Source organism: Azospirillum sp. A23 (assembly GCF_042938965.1).
Lineage (GTDB): Bacteria > Pseudomonadota > Alphaproteobacteria > Azospirillales > Azospirillaceae > Azospirillum > Azospirillum melinis.
The window spans coordinates 516,842-535,840 of the sequence record NZ_CP170663.1; the positions used below are offsets into that span (position 1 = coordinate 516,842).

General features: G+C 69.4%; 14 protein-coding genes and 2 pseudogenes. 6 read left to right on the plus strand and 10 right to left on the minus strand.

Translation table 11 applies throughout. The features are described from left to right. Positions 1-79: 79 nt before the first annotated feature. Positions 80-1,394, minus strand: a pseudogene (locus ABNQ40_RS02125) (PotD/PotF family extracellular solute-binding protein). Between the two features lie 57 nt (positions 1,395-1,451). Then, a complete protein-coding gene (locus ABNQ40_RS02130) occupies positions 1,452-2,456 on the minus strand; it encodes an ABC transporter ATP-binding protein (RefSeq protein ID WP_109048758.1) in 1,005 nt (334 codons plus the stop codon). 291 nt (positions 2,457-2,747) lie between these two features. On the opposite strand from ABNQ40_RS02130, the gene ABNQ40_RS02135 reads away from it, so the two are divergent. Continuing rightward, positions 2,748-3,503, plus strand: a complete 756-nt coding sequence (locus ABNQ40_RS02135) for a GntR family transcriptional regulator (protein WP_109048757.1) — start codon at positions 2,748-2,750, stop codon at positions 3,501-3,503. 83 nt (positions 3,504-3,586) lie between these two features. On the opposite strand, the gene nagE is transcribed toward ABNQ40_RS02135, so the two are convergent. Together nagE and ABNQ40_RS02145 are read right to left on the minus strand one after the other, a co-directional pair. Beyond that, a complete protein-coding gene (gene nagE / locus ABNQ40_RS02140; protein ID WP_109048756.1) occupies positions 3,587-5,062 on the minus strand; it encodes an N-acetylglucosamine-specific PTS transporter subunit IIBC in 1,476 nt (491 codons plus the stop codon). 58 nt (positions 5,063-5,120) lie between these two features. Then, a complete protein-coding gene (locus tag ABNQ40_RS02145) occupies positions 5,121-6,029 on the minus strand; it encodes an N-acetylmuramic acid 6-phosphate etherase (RefSeq protein ID WP_109048755.1) in 909 nt (302 codons plus the stop codon). Positions 6,030-6,250: 221 nt separating this feature from the next. Here ABNQ40_RS02145 and ABNQ40_RS02150 point away from each other — a divergent pair, with 221 nt between their 5' ends. Continuing rightward, a complete protein-coding gene (locus ABNQ40_RS02150) occupies positions 6,251-7,009 on the plus strand; it encodes a GntR family transcriptional regulator (protein WP_098736333.1) in 759 nt (252 codons plus the stop codon). A gap of 50 nt (positions 7,010-7,059) precedes the next feature. Next, positions 7,060-7,725 carry an HAD-IA family hydrolase gene (locus ABNQ40_RS02155; protein WP_109048754.1) on the plus strand — a complete coding sequence of 222 codons (666 nt, stop codon included), beginning with the start codon at positions 7,060-7,062 and terminating at the stop codon, positions 7,723-7,725. An 18-nt stretch (positions 7,726-7,743) separates the two neighbouring features. Here the strand turns inward: ABNQ40_RS02155 and ABNQ40_RS02160 are convergent, their stop codons facing one another. The 5 genes and pseudogenes from ABNQ40_RS02160 to ptsG form a co-directional block, all read right to left on the minus strand. After that, on the minus strand, positions 7,744-8,097 hold the full coding sequence (locus tag ABNQ40_RS02160) for a hypothetical protein (RefSeq protein ID WP_109048753.1): 354 nt from the start codon (positions 8,095-8,097) through the stop codon (positions 7,744-7,746). Continuing rightward, a pseudogene (locus tag ABNQ40_RS02165) lies at positions 8,094-8,237 on the minus strand (DUF6516 family protein); the annotation flags it as partial. The gene ABNQ40_RS02160 and the pseudogene ABNQ40_RS02165, both read right to left, overlap by 4 nt. 180 nt (positions 8,238-8,417) lie before the next feature. After that, on the minus strand, positions 8,418-9,578 hold the full coding sequence (nagA, locus tag ABNQ40_RS02170; RefSeq protein WP_109048752.1) for an N-acetylglucosamine-6-phosphate deacetylase: 1,161 nt from the start codon (positions 9,576-9,578) through the stop codon (positions 8,418-8,420). Beyond that, positions 9,578-10,639, minus strand: a complete 1,062-nt coding sequence (locus tag ABNQ40_RS02175; protein ID WP_109048751.1) for an SIS domain-containing protein — start codon at positions 10,637-10,639, stop codon at positions 9,578-9,580. The genes nagA and ABNQ40_RS02175 overlap by 1 nt, the downstream gene beginning before the upstream one ends. A gap of 179 nt (positions 10,640-10,818) precedes the next feature. Next, on the minus strand, positions 10,819-12,603 hold the full coding sequence (ptsG, locus tag ABNQ40_RS02180; protein WP_109048750.1) for a PTS glucose transporter subunit IIBC: 1,785 nt from the start codon (positions 12,601-12,603) through the stop codon (positions 10,819-10,821). A 331-nt stretch (positions 12,604-12,934) separates the two neighbouring features. On the opposite strand from ptsG, the gene ptsP reads away from it, so the two are divergent. Continuing rightward, positions 12,935-15,526 carry a phosphoenolpyruvate--protein phosphotransferase gene (gene ptsP / locus ABNQ40_RS02185; RefSeq protein ID WP_109048749.1) on the plus strand — a complete coding sequence of 864 codons (2,592 nt, stop codon included), beginning with the start codon at positions 12,935-12,937 and terminating at the stop codon, positions 15,524-15,526. Between the two features lie 72 nt (positions 15,527-15,598). Here the strand turns inward: ptsP and ABNQ40_RS02190 are convergent, their stop codons facing one another. Further along, positions 15,599-16,429, minus strand: a complete 831-nt coding sequence (locus ABNQ40_RS02190; RefSeq protein WP_247879662.1) for a hypothetical protein — start codon at positions 16,427-16,429, stop codon at positions 15,599-15,601. A 221-nt stretch (positions 16,430-16,650) separates the two neighbouring features. Between ABNQ40_RS02190 and ABNQ40_RS02195 the strand changes: the two genes are divergently transcribed. Together ABNQ40_RS02195 and ABNQ40_RS02200 are read left to right on the plus strand one after the other, a co-directional pair. Beyond that, positions 16,651-17,559, plus strand: coding sequence for a DUF6502 family protein (locus tag ABNQ40_RS02195; protein WP_199235267.1), 909 nt, complete (start codon positions 16,651-16,653; stop codon positions 17,557-17,559). Continuing rightward, positions 17,556-18,950: a DUF5666 domain-containing protein gene (locus ABNQ40_RS02200; RefSeq protein ID WP_282187169.1), complete on the plus strand. Its 1,395-nt coding sequence runs from the start codon at positions 17,556-17,558 to the stop codon at positions 18,948-18,950. Before ABNQ40_RS02195 ends, ABNQ40_RS02200 begins: the two co-directional genes overlap by 4 nt. Positions 18,951-18,999: the final 49 nt, after the last annotated feature.

Here is an 18,999-nt window from a genome sequence, read left to right on the forward strand (position 1 = left end):
CGTGGTCCTGCGGTGGGTGGTGTCGGCGATTACCCCCCTCTCCCCAGGGGGGAGAGGGAATGGCTGGCAATCGCAAAGGTCAGGCCGCGATGAACTCGTTCCACTTGCGGACCATGTAGCGGTCCTCGTCCATCACCGCGTTCCAGCAGGCGACACGGCCCATGCGGTCCTGGAACGAGCCGCCGTCGCGTACCGCGCCGGCCTTCTCCATCACCTTGCCTTCGGGGCTGAGGATGTCGGCCTTGGCAGGCTGGCCCTCCATCCAGAAGGCCCATTCCTCCGGCGACATGTGCTGCTTGGCGGTGTCGAGCACGGCCGAGTAATAGCCCTGGCGGTTCAGATAGGCGCCGACCCAGCCCGACAGATACCAGTTGATGTATTCATAGGCCGCGTCCAGCTCCAGCCCGCTCAGATGCTTGGCGATGCCGAGACCGCCGCCCCAGGCGCGATAGCCCTCCTTCAGCGGCTGGTAGACGCACTGGATGCCCTTGGCGCGCACGGCGGCGACGGCCGGCGACCACATCGACTGGATGATGACCTCGCCCGACGACATCAGGTTGACGCTCTCGTCGAAGGTCTTCCAGAAGGCGCGGAACTGGCCGGCCTTCTTGGCGTCGGTCATGATCTTGAGGGTCTTGTCGATCTCCTCCTTGGTCATGTTGCCCTTGTCGCCATATTTGACCTCGCCCATCGCCTCGCAGACCATTGCGGCGTCCATGATGCCGATGGACGGGATGTTCAGCAGCGACGCCTTGCCCTTGAAGGCGGGGTCCAGCAGAATCCTTCCAGCTGGAGATCGGACGGCCGACCAGATCGGGGCGGATGCCCAGCGTGTCGGCGTTGTAGATGGTCGGGATCAGCGTCATCCACTCGGTCGGCGCCTTGGCGAACTTGGTGCTGTCCTTGCCCTCGACGAAGCCGACGGTGTGGGGGGCAGTGCCCTGGGCGATGGCGCTGTCGGGCGTCAGCTTGCCGGTGATGAAGATCGGGACGATCTTGTCGAAGTTCTTGATCTTCTTCACGTCCATCGGCTGCATGACGCCGGCCGGGAACACCTTCTTGCCGATCCAGTATTCGATGTCGGCGATGTCGTAGGACTTCGGCTGGGTCACCGCACGCTGCGTCACCGCGTCGGAATCCAGCGCCGTCATCTGCAGGGTGAAGCCCAGATCCTCCTTCACCTTGTCGGCGACGGCGTTCAGGTTCGACACGCCGGTGCCGAACTGGCGCAGCGTGACGTTCTTGATGTTCTGCGCCCAGATGGTCGGAAAGCCGGTGATGGCGCCCGAGCCGACGGCGGCACCGGCCACGGCGGCGGTGCCCTTCAGCAGGGTGCGGCGGCTGACGCCGGTCGACAGCGTCGCGGACTTCGAAGGAGTACGGGTGTCGGTCATCGCTGAGCCTCCAGTCTGTTCGTCGTGTTGTTTTTTGATGGGCGGTTTTTGAAAAGGTCAGGCCACCAGCGGGTGGATGTCGCGGCGGCTCCAGCCGGCCCGCACGCGGTCGCCCACGCCGACGGGGGCATCGAAATAGCGGGCCTCGTCCAGCACGACGGCGAACTCGTCGGCACCGGCGACATCGAGGCTGAGATGGACGGAGGCGCCGTGATACTCCAGCGAGCGCACCGTGCCCTCCACCTGGATTTCGCTCGGCATATCGGCCCCGCCGAGCTGGATGCGGTCGGTCCGGACGGCACAGCGGCCGGCGTCGCCCACAACTCCCCCCTCGATGACGTTGTGGCCGCCGATGAAGCGGGCGACGAAGGCGGTGCGCGGCTGGTTGAACAGCTCGCGCGGCGGCCCCGCCTGTTCGATCCGACCCTGGTTCATCACCACGGCGAGGTCGGCCAGCGCCATCGCCTCGGTCTGGCTGTGGGTGACGTGGATGAAGGTGATGCCGATGTCGCGGTGCAGGCGCTTCAACTCCTCCCGCATGCGCACCCGCAGGAAGGGGTCGAGCGCCGACAGCGGTTCGTCCAGCAGAAGCACACCCGGCCGGGTGATCAGCGCGCGGGCCAGCGCCACGCGCTGCTGCTGTCCGCCTGACAGCTGCGACGGCAGGCGGCCGGCATACTTGCCCATGTCGACCAGATCGAGCATTTCGGCCGCCCGGCGCCGCCGCTCCTCCTTCGCGACACCTTTCATCTTCAGGCTGAAGGCGACATTGTCGGTGCAGTCGAGATGCGGGAACAGGGCGTAGCTCTGGAACATCATCGCGGTACCGCGCTTGGCCGGCGGGTCATCATTGACCACCGTGTCGCCGATCAGCAGGTCACCGTCGGTGATGTCCTCGTGCCCGGCGATCATCCGCAGGGTGGAGGTCTTGCCGCAGCCGCTCGGCCCCAGCAGGCAGCAATAGGATCCGGCGGCGATCCGCAGATCGATGCCGTCCACCGCCACGGTCGCTCCATAGGCCTTGCGCAGCTTCACCAGCTCGACCGTCGAACCTGCCGTCATCGAAGGGCCTCCAGAATTGTGCACAATCTGCGCGGTCGTTTGTGACCGTTCCGCCTTCTGCATCCCGCGTGCCAACGGCCAAATGGCGAAAACCCGCCGGTTCCATGGCCGCTGATTGCGCAAAGACGCAGCATTTGTGCAGCAGTTCGGCGCAGTGGCGCGGTTTTAGGCACTTCTGATCAGGACGATCACCGGCATGCTGCTCATGCGATTGCAGTTCCATCGCTGGCCCGCTTTGTGCACAATCTGCGGCAAATTTCCCGCACACCGGTAAAAGCACCTCCCCCGCCCATGACCACCGCCGCCACCGCCAAGCCAGCCCGCCGCACTCCCCTCGCCCGCACCGGCGCGCCGCGCGGCAGCGCGGAATCCCGCATCGTCCGCAGCATCGGGGAGGCCATCGCTGACCGCCGCCTGCCGCCCGGCACCAAGCTGACGGAGGAAAGCCTGGCGGAAGCCTTCGGCGTTAGCCGCGAACGGGTGCGAAAGGTGCTGCTCCTGCTGGCGCAGCGGCGTGTGGTGACGCTGATCCCCAACCGTGGCGCCTTCGTCACCAAGCCGTCGCCGAAAGAGGCGCGCGAGGTGTTCGAGGCGCGCCGGGTGATCGAACGTGCGATCATGGAGCGGTTGGAGCGGCTGCCCCGCCCGCTGTCCGACGACATGCTGGAGAAATTGCGCGGGCATGGCGCGTTGGAGGACGCGGCGGAACGCGCCGCTGATCGCAAGGCGATGATCCGCCTGTCCGGCCAGTTCCACCTGCTGCTGGCGGAGTTCGCCGGCAACGCGACGCTGGCCGGCATCCTGACCGACCTGATCGACCGCTCCAGCCTTGCCATCGCGGCGTTCGAGCGGAGGTCGTCGCACACCTGCTCCGCCGACGATCACCGCCGCCTGATCGCCGCCCTGATCGGCAACCGCCCCGGCGAGGCGACCGCCCTGATGATCGAGCATCTCGACGACGTCGAGCGCCAGTTGGACCTCGAGGCGAAGACCGACACCCGCATCGACTTGAGGGCGATCTTCGCCGATGAACCGGAACCCGCCTGACGGTACACAGGCCTCAAAAGACCGAAAGCCCCGGTTCCGCGAGGAGCCGGGGCTTTCCAATGTTGGGACCGGGGTGCTTTCGATCAGACCCGCAAGCCCGCCGATGCGTTCAGCGAGTCCTGGATCTCGCCCGCCAACTGGTCGGCAATCGGACCGACGATCACCTGGACCGAATTGGCCGACGGCTTCACCACACCGCGGGCGCCGATGCGCTTCAACTCCACCTCGTTCACCCGGCTGGCATCGGCGACGTTCAGGCGCAGGCGCGTGGTGCAGGCCTCCACAGATCGCAGATTGCCGGCCCCGCCGAGGGCCGCGACATAGGCGCCGGCACGGTCGCTGACCGCCGGGGCCGACGCGGCCGATACAGTGGCGGGCCGGACACCGGAGGCGGCCGGTGCCTGACCGGCGGGAATGGCGATGTCGTCGCGGCCAAGCGTCTTCAGGTCGAAGCGCTGGATGACGAAGCGGAACAGCCCGTAATAGATGGCGAAGTAAGCGGCACCCACCGGCAGCAGCAGGATCGGGTTGGTCGCCTTGCCGTAATTCAGCACATAGTCGAACAGGCCAGCCGAGAAGCCGAAGCCCAGCTTTACGTTCAGCACGTCCATCAGCACCATCGACAGGCCGGTCAGCACGGCATGGACGGCGAACAGAGCGGGCGCCAGGAAGATGAAGGCGAATTCCACCGGTTCCGTCACGCCGGTCAGGAAGGCGGTCAGCGCCATCGACAGCAGCACGCCGCCGACCGCCGCGCGGTTCTCCGGCTTGGCGGTGTGGTACATGGCGAGACAGGCGGCCGGCAGGCCGAACATCATCACCGGGAAGAAGCCGGACATGAAGGCGCCGGCCGTCGGATCGCCCTTGAAGAAGCGGTTCAGGTCGCCGGTGACGCCCTGGTAATCGCCCAGCAGGAACCAGGCGATGTTGTTGATGATGTGGTGCAGGCCGGTGATGATCAGGATGCGGTTGAGCACGCCGTAGAGGAACAGGCCGATCTTGCCGAGCCCCAGCACGCCGGTGGTCAGCGCGGTCAGTCCGGAATCGACGACGGGCCAGCCATAGCCGAAGACCAGCGCGATCCCCAGCGCCGCCAGACCGGTGACGATGGGCACGAAGCGCCGCCCGCCGAAGAAGGCGAGATAGTCCGGCAGCTTGATGTCCTTGTATTTGTTGTAGAGCTGGCCGGCGATGATGCCGATCAGGATGCCGACCGGGATGCTGATGCGGCTGGACATCTTCGCCACCAGCTCCGGCGCGACGCCGCTCAGCACCACCGCACCCTTCACCGCCACGAAATAGCCGACGGCGCCGGCCAACCCGGCGGCACCGTGGTTCTCACGGGCGAAGCCGATGGCGATGCCGACGGCGAACAGGACGCCCAGGTTGGAGAAGACGGCGTCGCCCGCCGCGGCGATGAAGGCGATGTTCAGCAGGTCGGGCTGGCCGATTCGCAACAGCAGCCCGGCGATGGGCAGCACGGCGATCGGCAGCATCAGCGCCCGCCCCAGCCTCTGGACGCCCGAAAAACGGTCGCCCGACAAACGATCAGCAGACATTCGGACGTCTCCCAGTGCAACGGGCTCCGGCCTCACGGGGCCGGGCCTCGCATGTTGGTCATTCTTGCGTGTTGGACCCCGACCGGGCCTGTTCCATCGCGCGGCGCAGGTTGCCGCCGGTCCCGGTCAGCAGCCGGTCGATCTCGGGCGCCTCCAGCCCGGCGAGCCCCAGCACGGCGCGGCGCACGTCGCCGTGCCGCTCCAGCGCCGCGCCGGCAGCATCCTCGTCCACACCGGCGATGCGGGCGACCATGGCGGTGCAGCGGCGGCGGAGCTTGGCATTCTCCGGCCGGACATTGATCATCAGGTTGTCGTAGACATTGCCGAGCGCGGTCATGACGCCGGTCGAAAACAGGTTCAGCACCACCTTCTGCGCGGTGCCGGCACCGAGCCGGGTCGATCCGGCGATCACTTCGGCCCCCGTCGCGGTCAGCACCGGATGCTCCACCGCTTCCAGCAGGGGGGAACCGGCACTGCTGGCGATGCCCATGGTCAGGGCCCCCGCCTCCCGCGCAGCGCGCAGGACGCCGACGGTGTAGGCGCTGGCGCCGCTGGCGGACAGGCCGACCACCACGTCGTCGGCGCAAATCCCTGCCCGGCCGGCATCGGCCCGCCCTGCTCCCTCGTCATCCTCCGCCGCCCCGGCCAGCCCGCGCGACAGGTCGAGCCCGCCTGCGATCAGCAGCACCAGCCGCTCCGCCGGCCAGTCGAAGGTCGGCCCCAGATCCAGCCCGTCGAGGGCTGCGACCATCGCCGACGACCCGGCCCCGGCATAGACCAGCCGTCCCCGTCCCGCAGCCAGACGATCCGCGGCGGACTCCACGGCGGCGGCGACCAGCGGCAAGGCGGGAGCGCAGGCGGCGAGAGCGCGCGTCTGCCCCTCCCACAGGGCCGTCATCAGTTCGGCGGCCGGCCACACGTCCAGCCGGCTGTACCGGTTCGCCGCATCTTCCGTGCCGCCCGCCATCGTTCCGGCTCCGCTGTCGCCCCGGCGCCAAGCCTGGGGGTTGGTGATGTCTGGTTGGTGGTATTAGATTGGACTGTATGCGCAGAATACCAAAATCCGGACATTCCGCAATCTGAAACTGGTTGTAATTGTGCTTGCACTTCTGCATCCCGTCCTGCGCCTGTTGCCCAAAGGCCTTTCAGTGGTATCATGCCGGTCCCGGAGCACTGGAGTGGTTGCCGATGTCCACTGCCGCCGCCGCGGCCCCGTTCGACCCGACCGCCCTGTCGGACGCCCTGCCCCTGCCGCTGTACCTGCAATTGGCACGGCATCTGCGGACGCTGATCGTCGAGGGCAGGCTGACCGACCAGGACGCCCTTCCCGGCGAGAGGGAGCTGGCGGAGACCTTCGGTGTGTCGCGCGTCACCGTGCGCAAGGCACTGCGCGAACTGATCGCGGAGGGGCTGCTGCACCAGCGCCAGGGGGCCGGCACCTTCATCAACCGCAGCCCTCATGTGGAGCAGCGGCTGTCCGCCCTGACCAGCTTCACCGAGGACATCGGCGGGCGCGGGCTGAAGCCGGATTCGCGCTGGCTCAGCCGCTCGGTCGCCACTGCGACGCCGGAGGAGGCGATGGCGCTGGGCCTGCGTCCGGGGGCGGAGGTGGTGCGGCTGCACCGGCTGCGTCTGGCCGACGGCACCCCGCTCGCCATCGAACTCAGCGCCCTGCCGACCAGCGTCCTACCCGACCCCGATCTGGTGCAGGGCTCCCTGTACGAGACCCTGCGCGGGCGCGGCCATCCGCCCTTCCGCGCGCTGCAACGCTTGTCTGCCATTCGCCTGCCGGCGGATCAGGCGACGCTTCTGGGGGTTCCCGACGGCGCCCCCGCCCTCTACATTGAGCGCCGCACCTTCCTGGAAAACGGAACCCCGCTGGAGTTCGTCCGTTCCCACTACCGCGGCGACGCCTATGACTTCGTCGTGGAACTGTCGCTGGTCTGATCCCTACCGGACCATTCCTCCCACACCGACGATTCCAACGAGAGCGAGCGATGAAGCCTGCCCTTGATACCCCGTTCCGCGTCCGCGCCATCCTGTTCGACATGGACGGCACCCTGATCGACACCAAGGGTCCGGTTGAGCGCTCCTGGCGCGCCTGGGCCGCCCGGCACGATCTCGATCCCGAGGCGATCCTGGCCGTCTGCCATGGCGTCCGCAGCATCGAAACCGTCCGCCGCTTCGCCCCCGCCGGTGCCGACATCGATGAGGAAGTGCGTCTGGTGGAGGAGTGCTACACCGGCGATACCGAAGGGGTGCGCGCGGTTCCCGGCGCGCTGGAGCTTCTGCAATCGCTGCCGCGCCACCGCTGGGCGGTGGTCACCTCCGCCCCGCACGACATGGCGAGAAAGCGTATCGCCCAGGCCGGCCTGCCCCTGCCCGACCTGCTGATCGGCGCCGACAACGTCACCCAGGGCAAGCCCCACCCGGAAGGCTACCGCACCGCCGCCGAGAAGCTGGGCTTCGACCCGCGCGACACCGTGGTGTTCGAGGATGCCCCGGCGGGACTGGCCGCCGGCAACGCGGCAGGCGCCTGGGTGATCGGATTGACCACGACGCTGTCCGCGCATGAGCTGGACGGCAACCTGTCTCTGCCCGACCTGACCGCGCTGCGGGTGCGCGTCGACGAGGATGGGCTGGAGATCGTGGCGGTGGGCTGACGCCCGCCAAGGAAATCTCTACAAGGCGATCCGGGTAGAGATCGCGTCGTACGGCGCGGTCAACCCGGTGCCGCCTTCCTCGCGATCAACAAGGCCGGCGGCGACCAGCGCCTCGACATCCTCATGCACGCGGCGATAGTCACGGCCCACCGCCTTGGCGAGAGCGTTGATGCTGGCGGCCGGCGCCCGGTGCAGATGCCGGAGCAGTTCCAACCGCTTGGGCGTCAGCGCGCGAGCCAGCGTCTCGAAGCTGTCGAAGGACAGGTGCCGCTCGTTGACCGGATCTCCGTGCTCGGCACGGCGCCATGCGTCCGAGAAACGGCCGGCAAGCTCTTCGGCAGTGTCGCCGACGTGGATCTTTAGGTCGCTCATACATCGCCTCCTGCGGTCCTGACGTCGGTCAGAAAGTCCGTAATCAGCTGCTCCGGCGAGGTGAAGCGATATGGTTCCTCTCGCAGCCCATAATGCCGGTGGTCGCCTTTGCCCCGCTCATTGTCGTAACCGATCACCCGCTCGGCAAGCTTGAACAGATCTCACCTGATCTCCTCATGCGCTTCTCTCAGCCGTCATTCCCGCGAAGGCGGGAATCCAGACAAGTCAAAGGCTTAGATACGGAGCTTCCTGGTTCCCCGCCTTCGCGGGGATGACGACCGATGATCGACCCTGTACGCTCACGACTGATACCTCCGGCCTCAAGCCCCCCGCCACTCCCCCTCGACCCACGTCCCGCGCACCGTCTGATCGGGCCGCAGCAGCACCAGATCGGCCCGCCAGCCCGGCACGATCCGGCCGCGCTCGCCGTCCATCCCCAGGAACTCGGCTGGATAAAGCGACGCCATCCGCAGCGATTCCTCCAGCGGCAGGCCGATCAGCGTCCCGGCATTGCGCACCGCCGTCGCCATGTCGAGGTCGGCCCCCGCCAGCGTGCCGTCGGCCAGCACCAGCCGCCCGTCGCGCCGGTAGATCGTCCGCCCGTTCAGCTCGAAGCGATCCGCGTCGGTGCCCGTTGGCGGCATAGCATCCGTCACCAGCATCATCCGGCCCCGCGGCCGGGCGGCCAGCGCCGCGCGCATCATCAGCGGGTGGACATGATGCCCGTCGGCGATCAGCCCGCACCAGGGCCGCCCGTCGCCCAGCGCCGCCCCGGCCGGGCCGGGCTGGCGGTTGGCGATGCCGGGCATGGCGTTGTAGAGGTGCGTCACCCCGCGCACGCCGAGATCGAAGGCCTCCACCACCCGCTCGGCGCTCGCCATCGTGTGGCCGACCGACAGGATCACCCCCGCCGCCATCAGCCGGGACAGCGCCACGTCCTCCACGCATTCCGGCGCCAGGGTCAGCAGAATCCGGCCGCCCGGCATCCGTGCCGGCAGCCCGCCGATGAAGTCGAGATCGCCCTCGTCCGGCGCGCGGACGAAGCGCGGATCATGGGCGCCGACCCGCTGCGGGCTGATGAACGGCCCCTCGAAATGGATGCCCAGCACACCGCTGCCCGGTTTGGCGACCGCCATCACCGCCGCCTCGGCGGCGGCACGGTGGCAGTCGGGAGTGTCGGTGATGATGGTCGGCAGCAACCCGGTGGTGCCGAAGCGCCGGTGCGCCGCGGCGATGGCGAGCGTCGCGTCCGCCGTCGGCTGCTCGTTGAACAGCACGCCGCCGCCCCCATTCACCTGGATGTCGAGGAAGCCGGGCGCCAGCAGGTCGCCGGCCTCCAGCGCCACCGTCCGCTCGACGTCCGGCGGGGTACGTCCGGGGGCGACGATGTCGAGGATGCGGCCATCGGCGACCAGCAGGCTGCGGCCGTCGAGGATGGTCTCGCCCGTGAAAATCCGGGCGCCGGTCAGGAGCTGTCGCATCAGACGGTCTTCGTCACTTTGGCAAGGTTGGGCGGGCTGTCGGGGTCGATGCCGCGGGCCAGCGCCAGTTCATAGACCGCGCCGTAGAAGCTCTGCAATGCCGCCAGCGGCGCCGCCTCCGGCGCGATCCCCGGCAGGCTCGGCAGCAGGGTCGTTCCCGCGAGTCCAGCCTCGGTGGTGGCGACAGCGGCGCCCAGCCCGACGATGCGCTCCACCACCGCGCGGGTGTGGGGCTCCGCCGCATCGGCCTGGGTCAGGGCCAGCACCGGAAAGCCGGGGCCGACCAGCGCCAACGGGCCATGGACCACCTCCGCCGCGCTGAAGGCCTCGGCGTGCAGACGGCAGGTTTCCTTGAACTTCAGCGCCATCTCCAGCGCCGCGCCGAAACCGACTCCGCGCCCCAGCACATACAGGCTCTCCGCGGTGGCGAGCGGCATCAGCGCCGGCTTCCAGTCCAGCGCCCTGGCTGCCTCCAGCGTGTCGGGCAAGGCCGCCAGCGTTGCCTTCAAAGCCGGATCGTCCTGCCAGTGCGCCACCAGTTGCAGATAGGCGGCCAGCGAGGCGATGCAGGATTTCGTCGCGGCGACGCTGCGCTCCGGCCCGGCCGCCAGCGGCAGGAAATGGTCGCACATCTCCGCCAGCGGCGAGTCCTCGGCATTGACGAAGCCGACCACCCGCGCACCGCCGGCCTTCGCCGCCTCCACCAGCCGCAGCAGGTCCGGGCTGCGGCCCGACTGCGAAACGGCGATGAACAGCGCGCCCTCCAGGCTGAGATTCCCGCCATAGACCGAGGCGATGGACGGCCCGATGGAGGCCACCGCCCGCCCGATCCGCGTCTCGATCAGATATTTGCCGTAGGCCGAGGCATGGTCGGAACTGCCGCGGGCGCAGGTGACGACGAAGCGCGGCGGCTCGCGGCGCAGCCGTTCGCCCAGCTCGGCGAAGCCGGCACCACACCGCTCGATCTGCCGGGCCACCGCGGCGGGGGCCTCCGCCGCCTCCACCGCCATCAGCGGGGTGGAGCGGGAGGGGGTGAACTCTGGACTGCCCTGATCGGTCATGGCGGCGCTCGCGATTGACTGGTATAGATACCAATGTAAGACCTTCTTGCGCCGGAGGCCAGCGTCCATTGGTGGAATCGCATCACGAAATCCGCCGCAGTGCGGAAAAGAAAAGCGGCGCGACCCGGGAAAGGTCGCGCCGCACGATAAAACCACTCAAATACCAGACAGGATGCCCGCTATTCGGCGGCGCGCCGTCCGCCCGGCAGCATGCCGGTCATCGCGCCCGCCAGCGCGTCGGCGTCGTTGCCGACGATCAGGTCCAGGCCGTTGGCGCCCAGCCCCATCACCGCGCGCACGCCGGCCCGCTTCAACGCCTCGGCATTCGCCTTGCCGGCGTCGCTCAACTCGACCCGCAGACGGGTGGTGGCGAAGGCGGCCAGTTCCTTGATGTTGCCGGCGCCGCCCAGCGCCTCGGCGATGCGGGCGGCACGGTCGGTCGGGACCGCCGCCGCGGCCGGAGCGGATACCGGTTTCGCTGCGACCGGTGCCGCCACGGCGGCGGGACCGTCGGCTTCCGCGCCGGCGCTGTGCAGATATTCCTGCATCTCCGTCTTCAGATTCTCCGACAGGGTGCCGAACACCGCCTGCACGCTGTCGCGCACCCGCAGGACGCCGGACGCGCCCATGCCGCGCAGTTTGCCGTCATCGACGCGGGCCGGGTCCTTCACCACCACGCGCAGGCGGGTGATGCAGGCGTCCAGATTGCTGATGTTGCCACGCCCGCCGAAAGCCAGGACGAGGTCGCGCGCCCGCTCGCTGCCGGTGGCCGTGCTGACGCTTTCCTCCGTCGCGTCCTCGCGGCCGGGGGTCTTCAGGTTCAGCGCCAGGATGGTGTAGCGGAACACGACATAGTAGATCGCCGCATAGACCGGCCCCAGGATCAGCACCAGCCACCATTTCTGCGACAGCGGGCTCAGCGCGTTGAACAGCACGAAGTCGATGCCGCCCTGCGAGAAGGTGAAGCCCATATGGGCGCCCAGCGAGTTCATGATGAACTGCGAGGTCGCCGCCAGCATCGCATGGATCAGGTACAGCACCGGCGCCAGGAACAGGAAGCTGAACTCGATCGGTTCGGTGATGCCGGTCAGGAAGGAGGTCAGTGCCGCGGACACCATGATGCCGCCGACGCGCACCCGGTTCTCCGGCTTAGCGGTGTGCCACATGGCAATGGCCGCGGCCGGCAGGCCGAACATCTTGAACAGGAAGGCGCCGGACAGGATGCCGGCCGTGGGATCGCCGGCGAAATAGCGGGCGATGTCGCCATGGACCACCTGTCCGGCAGCGTTCTGGAAGGACCCGATCTCGAAGAAGAAGGGCACGTTCCAGATATGATGCAGGCCGAAGGGGATCAGCAGACGTTCGACGAAGCCGTAGATGGTCGCGGCCAGACGCGGATCGTTCACCGCCGCCCAGCGCGAGAAGCTGTTGATGCCCTCCTGCACCGGCGGCCAGACCACCGACAGCACGATGCCGAGCACGATGGCGGCCAGTGCCGTGATGATCGGCACGAAGCGCTTGCCGGCGAAGAAGCCGAGATAGGCCGGAAGCGCGATCTTGTAGAAGCGGTTGAACATCGCCGCCGCCAGCCCGCCGGCCAGGATGCCGCCGAACACGCCGGTTTCCATCGACTTGATGCCCATGATGGTCTTCGGCTCCATGCCCCAGACCCCGGTCATCACGCCCAGCGTGGCGAGCATCACGATATAGCCGATGGTGGCGGCGATGGCCGACACGCCGTCATTCTCGGTGTAGCCCAGCGCCACGCCGATGGCGAAGATCAGCGGCAGGTTGCCGAAGATCACGTCGCCGGAATTCTTCATCAGCATCGACAGCAGCGGCGGCATCCATTCGAAGTTCGCCGCACCGATACCCAGCAGCAGACCGGCGACGGGAAGAACCGCCACCGGCAACATCAGCGACTTGCCGATTTTCTGTAGAAACGCAAAGGGGTTCATTGCCATGGCGGCTCTCCCGCAAATTGTCCGGCGGCGGCGACATCCTGGGTCCTGGATGGGTCGGCCCTGGGTGGGAATACAACCTGACCCATGCCCGGGTTTCACGACATAGGCGACATAGCGTGCCGGGCAAGCTTGCGGCTTATCCCCGATGCGCCATGCGGGGCGCGGATTGGCCGCAGGCTTCCGCCTTTCCCGGACGGGATCTTTCGATAACATATGACGAGAACTGCGCTTGGGCTATGCGGCGTCTGCGCACAGACGGCGTCCAATACGGGAGACGCCCGCCAGGGGACGCCCGCTGCGGTCTGGCGATAAGAAAAGAGGTCCGAACCACATGACCGCGATCACGCTTGCAGCTCCGCTGGCCGGATGGGCCATGCCGCTGTCCGAGGTGCCCGATCCCGCTTTCGCCCAGGGGCTGGTCGGAACCGGCATGGCCATCGACCCCACGGTGAACGAGTTGCGCAGCCCCTGCGACGGCACCGTGCTGTCGGTGCACCGGGCGCGCCATGCCTGCACTGTCCGCACCGCCAGCGGGGCAGAAATTCTGCTGCATCTGGGGGTCGACACCGTCGGCCTGAACGGCGAGGGATTCACCGCCCATGTTCAGGACGGGCAATCGGTGAAGACCGGCGACCGCCTGATCAGCTTCGACATGGATCTGGTGGGAAGCCGGGCGCAGAGCCTGGTCAGCATGATGGTCGTGGTGAATGACGGCTATACCGTCGACGGCCTGTCGGTGGATCGCGAGATCGCCGCCGGCGACGCGGCGATGACCGTCCGTGGCGGCAGCGGCGCCGATGCCGGACTTCCCGCCGCCGCTCCCGACTCGGGAGAAGACGGCGACGGAGAAACCGGCGAGCGGAGCGTCACGCTGCCCATCGCCAGCGGGCTGCATGCCCGCCCGGCCGCGGCCCTGGTCGCCGCGACCAAGGCCTATCCTGGCACCGTCACCATCCACTGCCGCGACCGCCGCGCCAACGCCAAGAGCGTGGTCGCCCTGATGGGGCTCGGCACAATGCTCGGCGACCGGCTGACGGTGCGCGCCGCCGGCCCCGGCGCCCAGGACATGGCGGAGAGCATCGCCGTGCTGATCGAAGGCGGGCTGGGCGATCCGCTCGTCGCCACCGTCGCTGCCAGTGCCGGTTCGCAGGCCGCGCCGGCTACACCCCCAGCCGCCCCCGCCCCGGCCCAGCCGGCCGCCGAGGAAGATGTCGGCCCGCCCTTCGCCCCCGGCGAGGAGGTGCTGCTGAAGGGCACCATCGCCGTGCCGGGACAGGCAGTCGGCGCCGTCGTCCGCCGGTTCCGCAGCACCGTGCGCGTGGTCGAACAGGGCGCCGGCCCGGATATCGAGGAGCCGCGCCTGCGCCGGGCGCTGGAGCGGGTCGTCGCCGGTCTGGCCCAATCCGCGCAGCGGATGCCCGAACATGCCGCCATCTTCCAGGCCCACCGGGAGCTTCTGGACGATCCGGAACTTCTGGACGGCGCGCTCGCCGACATCCGGGCCGGCAAGAGCGCCGAATGGTCCTGGCAGCGCACGGCGCGCCTCCAGGCCGACGCCCTGGCCGCCCTCGCCGATCCCCGCATGGCCGAACGCGCCGCCGACCTGCGCGACCTTGAACAGCAGGTGCTGACCGCCCTGTCCGGCAAAGGGCCCGACGTCGGGCTGGCCGAACTGCCGGCCGGCAGCATCGTCCTGGCCGACGAGATCCTGCCCTCCGACCTCGCCGGGGTTCCGGCCGGACGGCTGGCCGGCATCGGCATGGCGCATGGCGGCCCGACCTCCCACGCCGTCATCCTGGCAGCGGCGCTGGGCGTGCCCACCGTCGTGGCGCTGGGCCGGCAGGTGGAGCGGGTGCCGGACGGCGCCCCCGTGGTGATCGACGGCAACCGCGGCGAGTTGCTGGTCTTCCCGCCGGAGGACACGCTGGCGGCGACCCGGACCGCCGTCGCCGCCCGCACAGCACGCCGCGAGGAGAACCGCCTCACCTCCCGCGAGGACTGCCAGATGGCCGACGGCACGCGGATCGAGGTGTTCGCCAACCTGGGCCGGGTCAGCGACGCCCCTGGTGCGGTGGTGGAGGGAGCAGAGGGCTGCGGCCTGCTGCGCACCGAGTTCCTGTTCCTGGAACGCCAGTCCGCCCCGACAGAGGATGAGCAGTACCAGCAGTATCAGCAGATCGCCGACGCGCTGGAAGGCCGGCCGCTGGTGATCCGCACGCTGGATGTCGGCGGCGACAAGCCGCTGTCCTACCTGCCCCTGCCGAAGGAGGAGAACCCGGTGCTCGGCCTGCGCGGCGTCCGCGTCGGCTTGCGCGAGCCGGAGCTTCTGCGGGCGCAGATCCGCGCCATCCTGCGGGTGAAGCCGGTTGGCGTCTGCCGCATCATGGTGCCGATGATCGCCTCGCCGTCCGAACTCCAGGCGGTGCGGGCGATGGTGGACGAGGAGCGGGCAAAGCTCGGCCGGGCCGAACCCATCGAGCTGGGGGCGATGATCGAGGTGCCGGCCGCCGCCCTGATCGCCGACCGCATCGGCGCGGTGGCCGACTTCCTGTCCATCGGCACCAACGACCTGACCCAGTATGTGCTGGCCATGGACCGCGGCAACCCGCATGTGGCGGCCCAACTCGACGCGCTGCATCCGGGCGTGCTGCGGCTGATCCGCCTTGCGGTGATGGGGGCGAAGACCCACGACCGGGTGGTCGCGGTGTGCGGCGGCTCCGCCTCCGACCCGATGGCGGCGCCGCTGCTGATCGGGCTGGGCGTCACCGAATTGTCGGCCACCCCGGCGGTGATCGCCGACCTGAAGGCGTTCATCCGCACCCTGCGCATGGAGGATTGCCGCCGCGTCGCCGAAGCCGCTCTCGGCACCGACAGCGCCGACGAGGTCCGCCGGCTGGTCGCGGAGAGCTGGCCGGCGCTTTGAGATCCTGAAACGGAAAAAGCCGGCAGCCCATCGCTGGGCGTGCCGGCTTTCTGATGCGTGATCGAAGAACCGTCACACCCGCCCGGCCATCAGCAGCACCGCCGCCGCCTGCCGGCCGCCATGCCAGCGGACGGCGCTCCGGGCGGCGGCGCGCATCGCGGCGATGCCGATCAGCGATGCGGCGACGAACAGCCCCGGCGTCAGGTCGCCGCGCATCAACAGCGCTGCTCCCAACCCGACGATAAGCACCCGATAGACCGTTTCGCAGAAGCCCAGCCCGGCGAGGAAGCCGTCGGTGCAGCCGAAGCTGTCGGCACCGGCCAGCCGGGCGAGCTGCGACTGCCCGCCCGCGGCATGCGCCGGCCCCGTCGCCCCAACCGCCATCATCGCCGCCAACGCCGCGACTCCGGCCAGCGCCATGGCACCCATCAGCGGGCTCACCAGCGCCAGAACCGCCAGATGGACCGGCGCCCATGCCGCCTCCAGCACCCACAGGCGCTGCAACCATCCGGTGGCGGCACCCGACGGCACCAGCCGCGCCAGTTCCCGCGATTGCGCGAACTCCAGCATCGCATGCAGGGCGAACAGGCTCAGCACCACGGCCACCAGCAGAAGAAGGCTGCCATCGTCGCCCCCCACCCACAGGGCGTCCTGCAACGGCCGGGCATACAGCGCGCTGCCGGCCACCAGCAGGTTGGCCGCCACCCCGAACAGGCAGCTGCGGATCAAAGCGGACCGGTTGGTAACCGCGTGACGGGCGATGGACGACGCCATGTCGGACGCTCGCGTTCGGAAGGGAAGGACCGGCGGCAGGCTCTGCGCCCCGCGCGCCATGGCGGGGGATGGACAGTCCCGGTCGGCGGGCTGGCGGGCGGGCTGATGATCGAACGATGACAGGCTCATGCGGGCTACGGCCGGACGGCCGCTCCTTAAACCTTGGCGGACCTCGACGGTCCTCATGACACTGCGCAGCCACAGCGACCGTCGCATGCTCGGCATGATGCGTGGGAAAATTTCCCACATCAAGCGAAAAGGTGATTCCCTTTCCCTTCCGCCGCGCTATTGTCACGTCGGTCCTCACGTCGATACAGGACCTAGACCCCAACCGCCGGAGTGTCAGGCGCGTGCCGATCCGCAGCCCCGAACCAGACCGCCCGACAGTGGCCGGCAGCACCGGGGCGGCACCGCCGCCGGCGCTGCTGACGGCGGTGCGCCGGCTGCTGGTCCCGCTGGTGCGGACGTTGATCGGCTTCGGCATTTCCTGGCCGATGCTGGCGAACCTTCTGAAGTCGGTGTATGTCGAGGTGGCGGAGCGCGGCTTCGCGCTGCCCGGAAAACCGATGACCGACAGCCGCATCACCCTGCTGACCGGCGTCCACCGCAAGGACGTCAGCCAGATCCGCAGCGCGCCGCCGGTCGCGGAGGCCGCCGCCGCCGCCGCCCCGTCGCTGGGCGCGCAGGTGCTGAGCCGCTGGCTGACCGAAGCCGCCTTCCTCGACGCCGACGGCCGCCCCCGCCCCCTGCCCCGCGTTTCCGACGGCGAAGCCGGCTTCGAAACGCTGGTGACCGGCATCAGCAAGGACATCCGCCCACGCGCCCTGCTGGACGAGCTTCTGCATGCCGGACTGGTGACGGAACGGCCGGACGGACTGCTCGACCTTGCCGAGGCGGCGCATGTGCCGCGCGGCGATCTCGACAAGCTCGCCTACTATTACGGCCGCAATCTTGCCGACCATCTGGCGGCGTCCGGTCACAATCTGGCGGGCGGCGCGCCGCCGTTCCTGGAGCGGGCGCTCGCCTATGACCGGCTCAGCCCCGACTCGGTCGCCGTCCTGCGGCGGGAGGCCGACCGGCTGGGAATGGCGATGCTGGTCGAGTTGAACCGCTTGGCGGCCGATCTCGCCGATGGCGACGCCGGCCGTGACGACGCCGGCCACCGCTTCACCGCCGGCCTCTACCTCTATGACGAGGAGGAGGCGGTCGATCCTGCGCGGCAGGATGCCGGGTCCGGCGAGGGAGCGGCGGCATCGTGACCCGCAAGTTCACCCCTCTGGCTCGCACGCTGCTGCTGACGCTGATGCTGGCCGCTGGCTGCGGCCCCACCCCGAACCGGGACGGCGGCATAGCAGACCGGGGCATCGGCGGCACCGGCGTTTCCGTCGCCGACCGCGGCATTGGAGGGACCGGCATCGTCGGAACCGTCACCGCCTTCGGCAGCGTCTGGGTCAACGGCCTGCGGGTCGATCTGCCGCAGACGACCCAGGTGCGGATCGAAGGCCGGCCGGCCCAGCCCGGCGACGTGCGGATCGGCCAGACGGTCGCCATGACCGTCACCCCGGGCGGGCCGACCGGCCTGACGGCGCAGACGCTGGAGGTGCGCTTCGCCGTCGCCGGTCCGGTGGAACGGACGACGGCCGGCAGCGCCCCCAGCGCCGTGGTGTTGGGACAGCGCATCGACCTCGCCGAGGCGGAGGGCACCACGGCGCTCACCCCCGGACGCTGGGTCGCGATCTCAGGCCTGCGCCGGCCGGATGGCGTGATCGACGCCAGCCGCGTCGATTCCTGGGAGCCGGCGCGCGGCTGGGTCCTGCGCGGACGGCTGGACTCCGTGACACCGAAGACGCTGACCGTTGCCGGGCTGACGTTGTCCCGCGGCCGGAGCCTGACCGGCGCCCTCCCGGCGGTGGGCAGCATTGTGCGCGTCGCCGGCAAGCCCGATCCAGCCGCGGCGTTCGCGGTGGAAGCCGATCCCTTCAATCCCTTCGGCAGCACGGTCAGCGCCCTGTCGATCGAAACCTATGTCGATGCTTCCGGACAGACGACGAGTCCGGGCGGCCCGCGCATCGGCCGGCCCGACGGCGAAGCCGCAGCCGCGCGTGTGGTGATCGACAGCGTGGTGACGTCCGGCGGCGGAATCGACCGCAGCCGGTCCTTCGGCGCCCAACGCCTGGGTGGCCGCTCGCTCGACGGCGCCGATCCCGCCGCCCGTGCCGCCGGGCTGGCACGGGCAGGCATGCGTTCCGACGGCCAGCAGGGGCCGGACGCACCGGGCATGGAGGGGCCGGAAGGGCCGCTCGACGGCGTGCGCACCCATCCGGGATGGGGGGCGCCACCCGGCCCTTATGGTGGCCCCTATGGCGGGCCGGCCGCCGGCCAGCGTCCCGCTGCCGGCCCCAACTCCGGCCCGGACGGCAGTTCCGCCTCCGGCGCCGCCCGTGCGGCCAGTCCGCCCTCTTCCATGGGCGCCTCGCCGGAGTCCACCGCCGCCCCGACCAGCGGCGGGTTCGGGGGAAGATTTGGCGGTCCCGGCCGGGGACGGGGTTCCATGCCGGGCGATGGCGGTTCGCCCCACGGCGGCCCGAGAGGAGGATTTGGCGGAGGTTTCGGTGGTGGGCCGGATGGGGGTCGCGGCGGGCATTTCTGATCAAGCACAGCGACCGATGCGTGCAAATAACGCCACGCCCTGGACTTAA

Bases quoted from the DNA above. Each gene is read 5' to 3' on its own strand.
- nagA (WP_109048752.1), bottom strand. From the start codon at position 9,578: ATGCGACAGCTCCTGACCGGCGCCCGGATTTTCACGGGCGAGACCATC.
- nagE (WP_109048756.1), bottom strand. From the start codon at position 5,062: ATGTCTGCTGATCGTTTGTCGGGCGACCGTTTTTCGGGCGTCCAGAGG.
- ABNQ40_RS02150 (WP_098736333.1), top strand. From the start codon at position 6,251: ATGTCCACTGCCGCCGCCGCGGCCCCGTTCGACCCGACCGCCCTGTCG.
- ABNQ40_RS02160 (WP_109048753.1), bottom strand. From the start codon at position 8,097: ATGAGCGACCTAAAGATCCACGTCGGCGACACTGCCGAAGAGCTTGCC.
- ABNQ40_RS02130 (WP_109048758.1), bottom strand. From the start codon at position 2,456: ATGACGGCAGGTTCGACGGTCGAGCTGGTGAAGCTGCGCAAGGCCTAT.
- ptsG (WP_109048750.1), bottom strand. From the start codon at position 12,603: ATGGCAATGAACCCCTTTGCGTTTCTACAGAAAATCGGCAAGTCGCTG.
- ABNQ40_RS02145 (WP_109048755.1), bottom strand. From the start codon at position 6,029: ATGGCGGGCGGCACGGAAGATGCGGCGAACCGGTACAGCCGGCTGGAC.
- ABNQ40_RS02155 (WP_109048754.1), top strand. From the start codon at position 7,060: ATGAAGCCTGCCCTTGATACCCCGTTCCGCGTCCGCGCCATCCTGTTC.
- ABNQ40_RS02175 (WP_109048751.1), bottom strand. From the start codon at position 10,639: ATGACCGATCAGGGCAGTCCAGAGTTCACCCCCTCCCGCTCCACCCCG.
- ptsP (WP_109048749.1), top strand. From the start codon at position 12,935: ATGACCGCGATCACGCTTGCAGCTCCGCTGGCCGGATGGGCCATGCCG.
- ABNQ40_RS02135 (WP_109048757.1), top strand. From the start codon at position 2,748: ATGACCACCGCCGCCACCGCCAAGCCAGCCCGCCGCACTCCCCTCGCC.
- ABNQ40_RS02190 (WP_247879662.1), bottom strand. From the start codon at position 16,429: ATGAGCCTGTCATCGTTCGATCATCAGCCCGCCCGCCAGCCCGCCGAC.